13 protein-coding genes and 2 pseudogenes are annotated in these 13,824 nt (G+C 51.3%); 13 read left to right on the forward strand and 2 right to left on the reverse strand.

The features are described 5' to 3' along the window. Positions 1 to 69 precede the first annotated feature (69 nt). The 3 genes and pseudogenes from IE082_RS11470 (at position 70) to IE082_RS06915 (ending at position 2,000) form a co-directional block, all read left to right on the forward strand. Positions 70 to 733: pseudogene (locus IE082_RS11470) on the forward strand (CHASE2 domain-containing protein). Continuing rightward, a complete protein-coding gene (locus IE082_RS06910) occupies positions 690 to 1,448 on the forward strand; it encodes a hypothetical protein (RefSeq protein WP_189493185.1) in 759 nt (252 codons plus the stop codon). The pseudogene IE082_RS11470 and the gene IE082_RS06910 overlap by 44 nt, the downstream one beginning before the upstream one ends. A gap of 9 nt (positions 1,449 to 1,457) precedes the next feature. Then, positions 1,458 to 2,000, forward strand: coding sequence for a sensor histidine kinase (locus IE082_RS06915; protein ID WP_189493186.1), 543 nt, complete (start codon positions 1,458 to 1,460; stop codon positions 1,998 to 2,000). On the opposite strand, the gene IE082_RS06920 is transcribed toward IE082_RS06915, so the two are convergent. Further along, positions 1,986 to 3,863 (reverse strand): chorismate-binding protein, encoded by a 1,878-nt coding sequence (locus tag IE082_RS06920; RefSeq protein ID WP_189493187.1) that lies wholly within the window; start codon positions 3,861 to 3,863, stop codon positions 1,986 to 1,988. The genes IE082_RS06915 and IE082_RS06920 overlap by 15 nt on opposite strands. Positions 3,864 to 4,081: 218 nt before the next feature. Between IE082_RS06920 and IE082_RS06925 the strand changes: the two are divergent. Both IE082_RS06925 and IE082_RS06930 read left to right on the forward strand, forming a co-directional pair. Further along, positions 4,082 to 6,361, forward strand: a pseudogene (locus tag IE082_RS06925) (NADP-dependent malic enzyme); the annotation flags it as partial. Positions 6,362 to 6,477: 116 nt separating this feature from the next. Further along, positions 6,478 to 7,299 (forward strand): AraC family transcriptional regulator, encoded by an 822-nt coding sequence (locus tag IE082_RS06930; RefSeq protein WP_189493188.1) that lies wholly within the window; start codon positions 6,478 to 6,480, stop codon positions 7,297 to 7,299. Between the two features lie 10 nt (positions 7,300 to 7,309). On the opposite strand, the gene IE082_RS06935 is transcribed toward IE082_RS06930, so the two are convergent. Further along, positions 7,310 to 7,903 carry a LysE family translocator gene (locus tag IE082_RS06935; RefSeq protein ID WP_189493239.1) on the reverse strand — a complete coding sequence of 198 codons (594 nt, stop codon included), beginning with the start codon at positions 7,901 to 7,903 and terminating at the stop codon, positions 7,310 to 7,312. 179 nt (positions 7,904 to 8,082) lie between these two features. On the opposite strand from IE082_RS06935, the gene IE082_RS06940 reads away from it, so the two are divergent. From IE082_RS06940 to IE082_RS06975, 8 genes are all read left to right on the forward strand, one after another. Then, positions 8,083 to 8,538 carry a guanyl-specific ribonuclease gene (locus tag IE082_RS06940; RefSeq protein ID WP_189493189.1) on the forward strand — a complete coding sequence of 152 codons (456 nt, stop codon included), beginning with the start codon at positions 8,083 to 8,085 and terminating at the stop codon, positions 8,536 to 8,538. Beyond that, complete coding sequence (locus IE082_RS06945; RefSeq protein WP_189493190.1) at positions 8,535 to 8,924, forward strand: barstar family protein; 390 nt, start codon at positions 8,535 to 8,537, stop codon at positions 8,922 to 8,924. Before IE082_RS06940 ends, IE082_RS06945 begins: the two co-directional genes overlap by 4 nt. Before the next feature lie 124 nt (positions 8,925 to 9,048). Further along, positions 9,049 to 9,633 carry a YqgE/AlgH family protein gene (locus IE082_RS06950; protein WP_189493240.1) on the forward strand — a complete coding sequence of 195 codons (585 nt, stop codon included), beginning with the start codon at positions 9,049 to 9,051 and terminating at the stop codon, positions 9,631 to 9,633. Further along, complete coding sequence (ruvX, locus tag IE082_RS06955) at positions 9,633 to 10,043, forward strand: Holliday junction resolvase RuvX (RefSeq protein WP_229809753.1); 411 nt, start codon at positions 9,633 to 9,635, stop codon at positions 10,041 to 10,043. Before IE082_RS06950 ends, ruvX begins: the two co-directional genes overlap by 1 nt. 73 nt (positions 10,044 to 10,116) lie before the next feature. Further along, entirely contained in the window at positions 10,117 to 10,671 is a 555-nt protein-coding gene (pyrR, locus tag IE082_RS06960) for a bifunctional pyr operon transcriptional regulator/uracil phosphoribosyltransferase PyrR (protein WP_189493192.1), read from the forward strand. After that, positions 10,668 to 11,690 (forward strand): aspartate carbamoyltransferase catalytic subunit, encoded by a 1,023-nt coding sequence (locus tag IE082_RS06965; RefSeq protein ID WP_189493193.1) that lies wholly within the window; start codon positions 10,668 to 10,670, stop codon positions 11,688 to 11,690. Before pyrR ends, IE082_RS06965 begins: the two co-directional genes overlap by 4 nt. Further along, a complete protein-coding gene (locus tag IE082_RS06970) occupies positions 11,687 to 12,991 on the forward strand; it encodes a dihydroorotase (RefSeq protein ID WP_189493194.1) in 1,305 nt (434 codons plus the stop codon). The genes IE082_RS06965 and IE082_RS06970 overlap by 4 nt, the downstream gene beginning before the upstream one ends. Before the next feature lie 39 nt (positions 12,992 to 13,030). Next, a complete protein-coding gene (locus IE082_RS06975; RefSeq protein ID WP_189493195.1) occupies positions 13,031 to 13,822 on the forward strand; it encodes a lysophospholipid acyltransferase family protein in 792 nt (263 codons plus the stop codon). Positions 13,823 to 13,824 lie beyond the last annotated feature (2 nt).

Here is a 13,824-nt window from a genome sequence, read left to right on the forward strand (position 1 = left end):
ATTTCTATTGAGACACAGGGTTTTTGGCATTTATCAACAATCGAGTCACGTGAAGTCTCATGAAGGGCAATGCTGTTTCAGGGCTTTTATGTGGGGATTGATGACTACAGTTTGCAGCAGTTGGATCGATGGCCGTGGTCTCGTGAGATTCATACCCAGCTTTTTCATCAATTGGCTGAAGGGCAGCCGAAGGCGGTTTTTTTTGATTTTTTGTTGATTGAGCCTGTCGCGGTGCTGGCCGAGCAGGCCATGCTTGGACATATTTTGGTGCGACCCGATGTCTATGGTGTGCTCAGGCAAGTTGATTTGAGCGTGTCTGATGCGATGGGTCGTCCGTGGGCGTTGGCAACGAGACTGCTGGTTGATGATACGGCTTTGGCAAAGGTCAACCGTTTGCGCATCCCATTTAATGTCCCCAAAGATGACTATCCGACGATTTCCTATGCTGGTGTTGTCAGCGGTGAAGTGCCGTTCTTTTCTTAAGGACAAGTACGTGCTCGTGGGCGCGACTGCTGTGAGTATGGGCGACCAATACACGACACTGCAGTCAGGTTCAGCAGGTTTGATATCGGGGATAGAAATACATGCCAATATTTTGGACAGCTTGCTCTGTGGGCAGCAGATTGAGGAGCTGATTTCTCCGTGGCTGGTTGTGGTCAATTGGGTTGTGCCTTTATTGACTCTGATGCTTGCATTTTTTGGGTGCAGGAGCGTTATCATGCGCCGTCTGTGATGCTGCTGCTGGTTCTGGCTTATTTGTTGTGGAGCTGGCGAGCTTGTCTGTGGTGATTGGCTATGCGCAGGCTGGTTTGTCGCTCGCGCAGGCCGAGTGTTGGCCGCTTTTGGCTAGTGTCTCGACGAGCAGGCAGCGTTGGTTCGTGCCGCACTCGATTGAACCTGGAGTGCAGCAGATGCAACGGATGTATCAATTCACTTATGACAGCTTGGATCACATGTCGACCGTACTTTTGGTGGTGATGTCTGATGGGGAGATAATGCTGGTCAATCGTGATACTCAGCGGTTGTTTGATTCGGATGCGTCTGATTTGGCCACATTGTTGCAAGGCGTGGGTGCCAACTGGGCGAAGCCTGAATCGACCACATCGCCGCGGCTGAATCTGCAGCAGGGGATTGAGCTACAGCGCGATGATGGTCAGATATTTGTCTTGCATGTGACGACGGTGTCGTTTGAGACGATGGGGCTTAATGCGCAAGACTACGCGAACAAGCAAAATGATACGGTTTGGGTGATTCATTTCTTGGATTTTTCCGATGAGCGTTTGGCTCAGAGTCAACGCACTGATTTGATTGAGCTTTTATCACATGACTTGCGCTCACCTCGGTGGCTATTTTGTCTTTGCTCGCATTACAAAAATGCGACCCCCCGACTTTCAGAAGACGAACTGCACGCAAAAATCGCGGCATGTGTTCAGCATACATTGGATTAGGCGCATGACTTGGCGCGCATCTCGCATGCACGAGCGGGTCAGTATCGTTGGGATGACGTTGGTTTGGCTCTTTTGTTAAGCGATGCACTGGAGCAGCTCATGCCGCAGGCAACTGCTAAAAATATGAGTCTTCTCCTCGCTCATGATGAACGCTTCGCGGCAGAAGCTGCGTGGTTGCGCGCTGATGGTGAGTTGTTTGTGCTGACGTTTGTCAATTTGCTGTCAAATGGGGTTCGCTACAGTGCGGCGGGCAGTCGTATTTGGCTGCGGGTGCCACTTGAAGGCGAGCGGGTTCTGTGTCAATTTGTGGATGAGGGGTATGGTATGACCGCCGAGCAAATTGATGTCTTGCTACATGGTCATGAGTCGCTTGCGGGGCTGTCTGAGCGCAATCAACCAGATGAAGCACGCTGCATGGGCGTCGGCTTTGTCATAGCGCGCACCGTGATTAGCCGCCATGGTGGAACGGTTGATATCGAAAGCCAAGAGGGGGTGGGGACGACGGTTTCTGTGCGCTTACCACTGCTGTCGGCAGATTTAGTCGACGAGTGAGGCGACCTTTGACCCGTACAGCGCATTGCACAAAATCACTTGGTCTGCCGCTCGTAAATCCTCCTCATGGAGGATTTTTTCTTGGGCGGATAGCTCAGTGATGAGCTGACCTCGCTGGATGCCTGCGAGCACACCGCACGAGATGGGCGGTGTGTACCACAACCCATTTTTTTGGATGAATAAGTTACTGCGTGCGCCTTCGGTGAGCTGGCCTTTTTCGTTGAGGAATATCAGGTCAAATAGACCGCGTGATTTGGCTTGTGACAGTGCGGCATTGTACACGGCGCGTGCAGTGGTTTTATGAATCAGCAGCGGGTTGGTTGACTGTGTGCGTGACTTAGCCAAGCCAAAGTAAACAGGTTCGGCGATGGTCTCAGGCTTGGTGATGTGGATATTAATTTGCCCATCAGCAGTGAGAGATAGGCGCAGCCGCAGAAATGGCTCATGTGGGCATTCGGTATCATCAATCGCTTGATGAATGTGCTGATGAATCAGAGATATGTCAGGGGCAGGCCAGTTCATGGCCTTTGCGCTGCTGGTGAGGCGCGCCATGTGTGCTGCAAAAAGTGGAATGCTTGACGATGGCTCAACGCGCATGGTTTCAATCAGCTCGAATACTTGGGTGTGCTGAGTGAAAAACTTCGCTTTGAGCCATGACTCTTGCCATTCATCTTCTGGATTTGAGTCGAATGTGATACCCGCACCGACTGACAGACGCAACTGCCAATGTGCCAAGTGAGCAAAGTTCATCGTCGGTTGCACACAGGTTTCTATAGTACGAATCGGCACGGCAAAGGTGGCATTGATGAGGTTATTACCCGCAGGCTCGATGTGGCCAATCGCCCCGCAGTACGCGCCACGTTGGTGTGACTCAAGCTCGTCAATGATTTCAATCGTTCGTCGTTTCGGCGCGCCAGTGATGGAGCCGCAAGGAAATAATGCGTTAAATAATTCAGAGAGGCTGGGTTGATGTGTGAGGTGAGCCTTGACGGTGCTGGTCATTTGCAGCACGGTGCCGTAGCGTTTAACGTCAAATAACTTGGGCACGGTGACGCGACTGGTTTGCGGTAAGCGGGATAAGTCGTTGCGCATGAGGTCAACAATCATGAGGTTCTCTGCGCGATTCTTTGGGTCTGCCGCCAGCAGTGCGGCGCGGCGGGTGTTCTCAACGTCGTTATCCGCGACAGCGCCGGTGCCTTTCATCGGACGGCAGGTGAGCGCGGTCGGTGTCATTTCGACGAATAACTCTGGCGAGAATGACAGCACGCTACTGTGTGGCAACATCAAAAAAGCCCCGTATGGAATCCGTAAATCCTGCGCCAACTGATGATAAACCGCGGCCAAAGCGGCGTCATCTGCCGTGTCGCTAATCAGCTCAGAGGTGAGCGGGAATGTGTAGTTGACCTGATACGTATCGCCTGCGGTGATGAGTGAGCGGATGGTGTGGATGTGCTCGACAAACGTTGCTTCATCGACCAATGATTTGACTGGGCACAAATGCGTGGTGGCTGAATTTGCTTGTCTGTGCAACCAGTCCAAGGCTTCTCTGCGGCTGAGTTGGGTGGGTGCGTTAAACTGTATGGCTTGCAACCATGGGGTGTCGTGAATGTGCGGCTTTTCGGACAATACTAATCCGTCGGCTACTGAAAAAGCACGCCATGCGTCGTAGGACATAGACAGCACCACATCAGCGCCTTTTCGTGTGGCGTCATCAATTTCGCTCAATGCCTGATGAAGCGCGGCCACGCCATCTGTGGTGGTGACACACCAAGAATGTTGTCCACCGACAAACAAACGGCTGACCGCATCGGCGTGCGAGCCATCAAACAGTAAAGCGGAGCAGTCAGACAAGTGACGCATCATAAAAGCCTCATTCCAATCAACGTTCGCATTATGCAGGCTTTCTTTAAAAAAGGCAGCCACATCTGAACTGTATTGGGTGACTTTTTAAAGTGGTCAATGGCATAAAAACGGGTGCAAAAGTCTCTTTTAACCACACCACAATCGGCGTAGAATCAAGGGAGCTTTTTATAACGACGGAGACCACCATGACGCAACCCACGATGAATGACCAGTTTTGACAAGCCGCTCTTGATTATCACGAAAAACCCACGCCCGGTAAAATTTCCGTCACCCCCACCAAAAACCTCACCAATCAGCACGACCTCGCTTTGGCCTACTCGCCCGGTGTCGCTGTGGCGTGTGAGGAAATCGTCAAAGACCCCGCCAATGCAGTGCGCTACACCGCGCGAGGCAATCTCGTCGGTGTGGTGACCAATGGCACGGCGGTGTTGGGGCTGGGTAATATTGGCCCGTTGGCAGGTAAGCCCGTGATGGAGGGCAAGGCGGTGTTGTTTAAAAAATTCGCAGGCATTGATGTGTTTGACATCGAGCTGGCGGAAAGCGACCCTGATAAACTGGTGGAAATCATCGCAGCCATGGAGCCGACCTTTGGTGGGATTAACCTTGAGGACATCAAAGCACCCGATTGTTTCATTGTTGAGCGAAAATTGCGTGCGCGGATGAATATCCCTGTGTTTCACGATGACCAGCATGGTACAGCGATTGTCGTTGGCGCGGGGATTTTGAATGCCTTGGACATTGTAGGCAAAGACATTAAAGAGGTTAAGCTTGTGGCCTCTGGTGCGGGTGCAGCAGCGTTAGCCTGTTTGGATTTGTTGGTGGATTTGGGCTTGCCGTTAGAAAATATTTGGGTCACAGATTTGGCAGGTGTGGTCTACAAAGGCCGAGTTGAGTTGATGGATGAAGACAAAGAGCGCTTTGCCCAAGAGACAGACAAACGCACGTTGTCCGAAGTGATTGACGGTGCGGACATTTTACTCGGGCTGTCTGCGGCAGGTGTGGTTAAGCAGAGCATGGTGCAGCGTATGGCGCCGAATCCATTAGTGTTTGTCCTTGCGAACCCAACCCCAGAGATTTTGCCTGAGTTGGTCAAAGAAGTTCGTCCCGACGCCATCATTGCCACGGGACGCACGGATTATCCCAATCAAGTAAACAACGTGTTGTGTTTCCCGTTCATTTTCCGTGGTGCACTCGACGTGGGCGCAACCACCATCACACGCGAGATGGAAGTCGCGGCTGTGCGCGCTGTGGCTGATTTGGCTCGTCAAGAGCAATCCGACGTGGTGGCATCTGCCTACGGCATTGCCAACATGAGTTTTGGGCGTGAGTATTTGATTCCCAAGCCATTTGACCCCCGTATGATTACCAAAATTGCTCCCGCTGTCGCTCAAGCAGCGATGGACAGCGGCGTGGCCAGGCGTCCCCTTGAAGACATGGCCGCTTATGTGGACTCATTGCAGCACTTCGTCTATCACAGCGGCACATTCATGAAGCCTGTGTTCTCATTGGCGAAAAAACACATGAAAGATGGCGGCAAAACCCGTGTGGTGTTCGCAGAAGGTGAAGATGAGCGGGTTTTGCGTGCCGTGCAGGTGATTGTTGATGAGGGCATTGCGCAGCCGATTTTGGTTGGGCGACCTGCGGTGCTGGCGCAACGCATTGAGCGGATTGGTTTGCGCATTAAGCAAGGTGTGGATTTTGAAATCATCAACCAAGACTTTGATGAACGTTACCACGAATACTGGCAAAGCTACCACGAGCTGTCTGCTCGTCAAGGCGTCACGCGCAATTACGCACGCCTCGAAATGCGCCGTCGTGGCACACTCATCGGTGGCATGATGATACGCAATGGAGATGCCGATGCTATGATTTGCGGTACATTCGGTGCTACTGATGTACACATGAAATACATTGACCAAGTCATCGGCTACAAAGACGGAGCTAATGCCTATGCGGCCATGAATGGTTTGATGCTACCTGGCCGACAAATATTCCTCGTCGATACCCACATTAACTATGACCCAACGGCTGAGCAGCTCGCTGAAATCACACTGATGGCTGCCGAAGAAGTACGTCGCTTGGGCATCGTGCCGCGTGTTGCCTTGCTCTCGCATTCAAACTTTGGCACATCAAACCAACCATCGGCACTCAAAATGCGTGCGGCTTATGAGATTTTGCGTGAGCGTGCACCGGATTTAGAGGTTGATGGTGAAATGCACGGTGACGTTGCGCTTGATGTTGCCATGCGTAAAGACATCATGCCTTTCTCAACGCTCAAAGGTGAAGCCAACTTACTGGTTCTGCCCAATATTGATGCGGCTAATATCGCGTACAATTTACTCAAAACCTCGGCGGGCAACAATGTCGCCGTCGGTCCGATTTTACTCGGGGCGAAACACCCAGCGCACATTTTGACCAGCTCATCGACTGTGCGACGTGTGGTGAATATGACCGCATTGGCAGTGGTCCAAGCCAATTTTGGCGAGATCAAAGCATAGGTTGATAAAGCAGATTAGGTTTTGACGAGCGTGCAGCAAACCAATTTTTGCATTTTTGGTCGAAACACTTATACGCTGTAATCAGACCTATAAACTAAATAGAAAGAACCCTGTCCATGAACATCCCCCATTTTTGGCGCGATGAGCATCTGCCATTTATTGAGGCACGCTCAATTGAAAACAGCCAAAAATTGGCGTATGACGAGCACAGTCACGATATGTTTTCGATTGGTGCGATTACGCATGGCGCAAACTTTTATCAAAACAGTTCGGTGCAATATGAGGTCAGGGCAGGTTCGGTGGTGATTATTAATCCGCACGATGTCCATGCGTGTAAATCGGTGGCGGGTGCGCCTTGGTCGTATTTGATGCTGTTTGTCGATACCGCTTGGATGACGCGCTTACAAAATGATTGGGGCATTCACGAGCGCTCCCAGTTTCAACCATTCAACACAAATTTGAGCACGGATACGCGACTCTTTCATGCCTTGGTGGGTTTTCACGCACTCTTAGTCGATGATGACCAAGATATTTTGTGCAAAGAAATTGCCTGCGTGGAATTTTTTGGTCTGTTGAATCATTTATTGCACGAACACCTAAGCACGAGCGCCCCATTGCCCAACATCGCGCACCCGCGACTCAAAGATGCGGCGCATTTCATCGCCACACACTGCACAGAGTCTTTGCGTTTGGCTGATATTTGCGCATCGGCACATTTGAGTCCTTCGTATTTGGTGCGTGCGTTCAAGGCGCATTTTGGCTTGACCCCACACGCGTATTTACTTAATCACCGCATATTGTTGGCGCAAAAATTACTCAAACAGGGCAAAGCATCTATCGACATTGCTCACGAATTGGGCTTTGCCGACCAAGCTCATTTTCAAAGGGTATTTAAACGCAAAGTGGCGGCAACGCCACGCCAATACGCCATGTTGTGAGTTGATTGGATTAAAAATTCTCCAACATTAAAAACCCTGCACTGACTAGCAACAAAACCGCCAAAGTCCGATTTAGCCAACGCAAATAAATCGGATTGCGCACATGACGCGCCAAGTAAGCACCCACATACGCCCACACCGCCAGCGAAAAATAACACACCACAAAATAAATCAATGCAAACTGCACCACCAAAGACAGCGAGCCATCAGAGGCATAAGCGCCCATGCCTGGGACGGATGCCAACCACGCTTTGGGATTGAGCCACTGCATTAACGCACCCGATACGAACGATGGGCGGCGCATCTGCTCTGCATCACCGAGCTGCCCACTGTCGCACAGCAACTGCCACGCCAAATACACTAAAAACACCACACCTGCCCACTGCAACCAGACCGTGAAATTTGGGAATACCAGCAATAATTCATTCAAACCCAAGCCAATAAACAGCAGCAACAAAGTAAAACCAAATGTCGCACCCGACACATGGCGCATGGTCGCGCGCAACCCATGGGTTGCGCCTGCTGATAAAGACACGATGTTCACAGGACCAGAGGAAATTGATGCGGCTAAGGCAAAGGCGGAGATGGGTAAATAGAGGTGCAGATTCATAGATGGCTTTCGATGATTGATTTGTGTTGTTATATTAAAGATGATTGTCTGCAAAGGATTGAATAAAATGCCCCTAGTAAATTGGGTGTCATGAGTGCTTGGGTTAGTGGTAAACAGCCAGATAAATGTACGTGGTAGAATGAACGCCAATACGAATTTTTAAAAGACACGCCATGAAACGCATCAATTGGTTTTCCTTAGTGTTTGGTATTGTGCTCACGTTGGCCTTGGTGTCCGCGTGCAACATATTGCGAACGCGTAAGGCTGATGTCTCGCAGTCTATGATGACCTCACCGGTCGTAGACGAGTCAAAGTCACCCATGGCCAATGGTCTGATTGAGTACGCGCGGCTACCGCGCGAGGCGCAATCGGTGATTCAAATCATCAAGGCGCGCGGCCGGTTTCCGTACAGCAAAGACGGCTCGGTGTTTGGCAATCGAGAGGGGCTTTTGCCCAAACAGCCGCGTGGCTATTACCAAGAGTACACGGTCAAAACACCAAAGGTTGACAACCGTGGCGCACGCCGCATTGTCGCAGGAAAAGGCAAGACGGGCGATGTGGCCACCAGTGGGGAGTACTATTACACAGCGGATCACTACCGCACGTTTTATAGGGTTGTCGAAAAATGAGCGATGCTTTGTGGGTGGATGTCGCGGGCAAAATGCGTGACGTGGCATACGATGAGATTGGTCAATGTTTGAGTTTGTGCGTTGATGAGTGCTCTGCCGATGTTTTGACTGTTGACTTGCGTCATGCTGTGACGCAGCAGGACGTGCTGATGACGATGGCGAATCGATTGGGTTTTCCTGATTATTTTGGTGTGAATTTAGATGCGCTGTACGATGTGGTCAGTGAGCGATTGCTGCCCGAATACCTTATTTCACCGCCGCAAGTCTGGTTGTTCAAAAGTGATGTGGTGCAACAAAAAATGCTGTTTCCCATCAAAGACACCTTGCGAGATGTCATGACAGAAGCGGTTGATGTCCGCATCACCGTTTTGTGGTGGACGATTTAGAGAAGTTTTTGGTTGGTTTCGTCGCATTGGCGCCAGTTTGAGTGGGCAAATCATCAGCCCAGTATGTTCGGCCATCGATTTACGGTAAAATGCCGGCATGAATACGAATCTTTCCAAACCTCAAATCACAAACCTTAACGCACCAACCAATTTAGTCGGTCAATTCCTCATTGCCATGCCCAGTCAGCTGGGAGATGCGTTTGAGCGCACGGTGGTCTATGTCTGCGAGCACAATGCCAGCGGGGCATTGGGCTTGGTAGTCAATCGCAGTGCCGATGTGACTATTTCTGATGTGCTGACCAAGCTGGATGTAGTCGACGAAATGTCGATTCAGTACGCAGCGCATGCCAGCGAGTCTGTTTTGGTCGGTGGGCCTGTGCAAACGGAGCGCGGCTTTGTTTTGCACGCGCCTTTTCACGAATACGCCGCCACCATTAAAATCAATGACAACGTGGGGCTGACCAGCTCGCGTGATATATTGGAAGACTTGGCGCGTGGTCAAGGCCCTGACAAAATGCTGCTCGCTCTGGGTTATGCAGGATGGAGTGCGGGTCAGCTCGAAGCTGAGTTGGCGCGAAACGCTTGGTTGACTGTGCCTGCCGATGAGCATGTGCTCTTTGAAACCTTGCCACGTGAGCGGTATCAACAAGCGATGCGTTTATTGGGCTTTGATGCGGCCATGCTGTCAGATCAAGCGGGGCACGCTTGATGGCAGCGACGCTTTTGGCAATTGATTATGGTAAAAAGCGTGTCGGCGTTGCGGTGGGCAATAACTTGACCAAAAGTGCGACGCCCTTGAGTATCATTACTCGCCAGAGTGATGCACAGGTATTGCAAGCAATAAAGGCGTTGGTGAATGAGTGGCAGGTGTCTGAGTTGGTCATTGGTATCCCACGACAGCCCGACTATACGCCGCATGAGATGACAGCGGCGTGCGAGGTTTTTGCCCAGCGGTTGCGTGATGAATTTAATGTGGTGGTGCACGAAGTCGATGAGCGGTATTCATCGGCTGTTTTAATGTCCCAATCAAAACGTCGTGCTGATGGTTCTGTGCGCGAAGTGCCGCAGGATGATAAGGCCGCCGCTGTTATATTGCAGCAGTTTTTGGACGAGTTGTGAAGTAGTTGCGACGAATCGAGCGGGTTTGACTAGTTTTTATCTGGTTATATCAAAAATCAAATAATGGGATGTTATGAACACAGAGTTTAACGCGCCAACCAGCCGAATCCCTGATGCGGAACATTTATATATTCATCTCCTACGCGAAGTGCGTGCGCATGTGGCTGCCTTTAGTGTGCCGCCTGTCATCATTGGTGTGCATCGCGGTGGTGCTTGGGTGGCTGAGCGATTGCATCAAGACTTGGGTTTGAGCGAACCGCTATCGACGATTGATATTTCGTTTTATCGGGATGATTTTTCGACGACGGGGATTCGCACCAATGTCAAAACCACCGATGTGCCTGTTGATTTGGATGGGCGTGCGGTGATTTTGTGTGACGATATTCTCAATAGTGGTCGCAGCGTGAGAGCAGCGTTGAACGAGATTTTCGACTTTGGGCGACCAGCGCGGGTGGATTTGGCTGTGTTGTTTGACCGCGGCGGGCGAGAGTTGCCTATGGCTGCGCGGTTTGTCGGGGGGGGCAGCGAGTTTGATGCGGCTTATAAATTGGTGCTTGAACGCGACTCATCGAATCGTTTTTGTTTCCGCGTACCACTTCGCCAAAACGCAGCTGTGGAGGCATCATGAATACCCAAACCTATACACCGCCTGCTGTGCCTTGGGCAGAATTGCGCAACGCGCGTAATCCACAGATGACCGCTGACGGTCGTTTGCAACATTTACTCACACTCGAAGGTGTCTCGTGCGACACGCTGCACCACATTCTCAATACCGCTGAGTCGTTTCTGTCGTTGTCTGACCACGATGTCAAGAAAGTGCCTCTGCTGCGCGGTAAGTCGGTGTTCAATATTTTCTTTGAGAACTCCACCCGCACGCGAACCACGTTTGAAATTGCGGCTAAACGGCTGTCTGCTGACGTGGTCAATCTGAATATCGAAGCCTCCTCCACCTCGAAAGGCGAAACGCTGCTCGACACGATGGACAACCTTGCGGCGATGCATGCGGATATGTTTGTCGTGCGACACAATCAATCGGGTGCGCCGTATCTCATGGCGCAGCATCTGAATCGAATCGATCGTAAAGACATCCACATCATTAACGCAGGCGACGGACGACACGCGCACCCGACACAGGGTTTGCTCGACATGCTGACGATTCGTCACTATAAAAAAGATTTCACTCTGTTGCGTGTCGCCATCGTTGGCGATATTTTGCATTCACGTGTGGCGCGTTCAGACATTCACGCGTTGACCACGCTTGGCGTGCCTGAGGTGCGTGTGATTGGCCCACAAACTTTGCTGCCCAGTGGCTTGGCGCAAATGGGGGTGCATGTTTATCATGACATGCGAGAGGGACTGCGCGACGTTGATGTCATCATTATGCTGCGTTTGCAGAAAGAGCGGATGCACGGCGCATTGTTGCCCTCCGAGGCGGAATATTTCGCGCACTATGGTTTGACCACAGAGAAACTCGCTTATGCCAGACCTGATGCGATTGTGATGCATCCAGGACCGATTAATCGTGGGGTGGAGATTGCCTCTGATGTGGCCGATGGGTCGCAGGCAGTGATTTTGCCGCAGGTGAGTTTTGGTATCGCGGCGCGCATGGCTGTGATGGCGATTTTGGCGGGAGGGCATGGCGCATGAATGTACTGATTAAAAATGTGCGATTGGTGCATACAACGGATGTGGTGCATACCGACAAAAACACCACCCATGTTTATGTGCAAGATGGTGTGATTGCTGGCATTGGCGAAATGCCTGCTGGGTTTGTCCCGCAGACGGTGATTGAAGGTGCAGGTGCTTGTATCAGTTTTGGCTTGGCCGACTTGGCGGTTCGATTGACGGAGAAGGGTGGCAAACATCACGGCGACGTGATGGCCGATGTCCTGAACGCGGCGGTTGCAGGTGGTGTGACGCATGTGGCGTGCTTGCCTGATGCCACGCCGATTTTGGATGAGCCCAGTTTGGTAACATTGCTCAAAAATCGCAGCGCAGCACTGGGATTGGCTCATGTGTATCCAATTGGTGCACTCACGCAAGGGCTTGAGGGGGAAATGCTTGCGCCGATGGCGACGCTTGCCGAGCATGGCTGTGTGGCGTTTTCACAAGCCGATGTGAGCATTCAAAATACTCAGGTATTGGCGCGGGCGTTGCAATATGCGGCGAGTTTTGGCTTACCCGTTTGGTTGCGTGTTCAGGATTATTATCTCGGTGCGGGTGAGGAGGCTTATGCGGCATCGGGCGCTTACGCTTCGCGCTTGGGTCTATCGGGTGTGTCAGTTGCCGCTGAGACGATTGCGTTATATACCTTGTTTGAATTGTTGCGCGGTATGGGGGATGCTGCACCACGGGTGCATATTTGCCGTGTGTCATCAAGCCGTGCGGTTGAGCTGATTCGTTCTGCCAAAAAAGATGGTTTGAATGTGACCTGTGATGTGAATATGCACCATTTGCATTTGGTGGATACCGACATGGGCTACTTTGATAGCCAATTTGTCTTTAATCCGCCACTGCGTACTTCGAGTGATCGTGCTGCGCTGCGTGCGGCAGTGATGGATGGCACGGTGGATGTGGTCGTGTCTGACCATGTGGCGGTTGATGCCGATGCGAAAGAATTGCCCGTTGGACAGGCTCAGGCAGGTGCTGTTGGCACACAGTGGTTGCTCTCGTTGTTGGTTAAGGTGGCTCAAGAGGAGCGTGTGGATGTTGCGGTTTTGCTCACGGCGGCTGTGTCACGTGCGTATCGTGTGCTCGGTTTGGCGGTGCCTGTTTGGCAAGTCGGCTGCTCAGCAAACTTTGTCGTGTTTGATGAGGCCAATGACTGGGCGGTGACGCCGCAGGTGATTCGTGGCGCGCATCGCAATACCCCATTTTTGCATCATGAATTGCCTGCGGTGGTTCATGCCACGTTGGTCGATGGGGTCGTTGTTTTTGGTAATCTATGAGACCGCTCTGGGTCGGTGTGACAAATTTTTGAGGTGTTTATGCAAGTATTGGGTTGGTTGATTGCGCCACTGCGCTTGGTGGTTTTGTTGGTGCATATTTTGGTGGGTTTGTTGCTGACATTGTTGTTTTTTCGCTTTATGCCTTGGTCTGCGCGTCAGAGTATCATTCGGATTTGGTCAAGGGTTTTATTGATGGTTTTGGGCGTGCGACTCAATGTTGTCTCTGCGCCTGTGTGCTTGCCAATGCGCGGTATGTTGGTGAGTAACCACACATCGTGGGTCGATATTTTTGTGGCCAATTCGATTCAGCCAACGCGTTTTATCGCCAAGTCTGAGATTAAAAAATGGCCTTTACTGGGTACTTTGGTCTCGAGTGTCGGTACGCTGTATGTGGAGAGGGGCAACCGCCACATGATTTCTAAAACCAACAAAGAAATCACTCATGCGGCAGAGAATGGTGATTTGATTGGTTTATATGCTGAGGGCACGACGACGGATGGCACATACCTTTTACCGTTTAAGAGCAATTTATTTCAGCCTGCGATTGACAACGCATTGCACATTTATCCTTTGGGGGTGACGTACTCTAAAGGTGGACGACACAGCAATGTGGCTTCGTATATAGGTGACATGAGTATGCTGGGCAGTTTTTGGCAATTGGCTACAAGCATTGGCTTAACAGCCAATGTGCATTATTGCCCGATTATTCCAGCTGCACAATTTAGCCATCGTCAAGAGTTGGCGACAGCCACGCAAGAGGCGGTTTCACGTGCATTAGGTTTAGACGTGATGGCGGCAGAGACAGTGGCTCAGGTGTTGCGTGGTGTTTAAGC

The organism is Formosimonas limnophila (assembly GCF_014652675.1).
Taxonomy (GTDB): domain Bacteria; phylum Pseudomonadota; class Gammaproteobacteria; order Burkholderiales; family Burkholderiaceae; genus Hydromonas; species Hydromonas limnophila.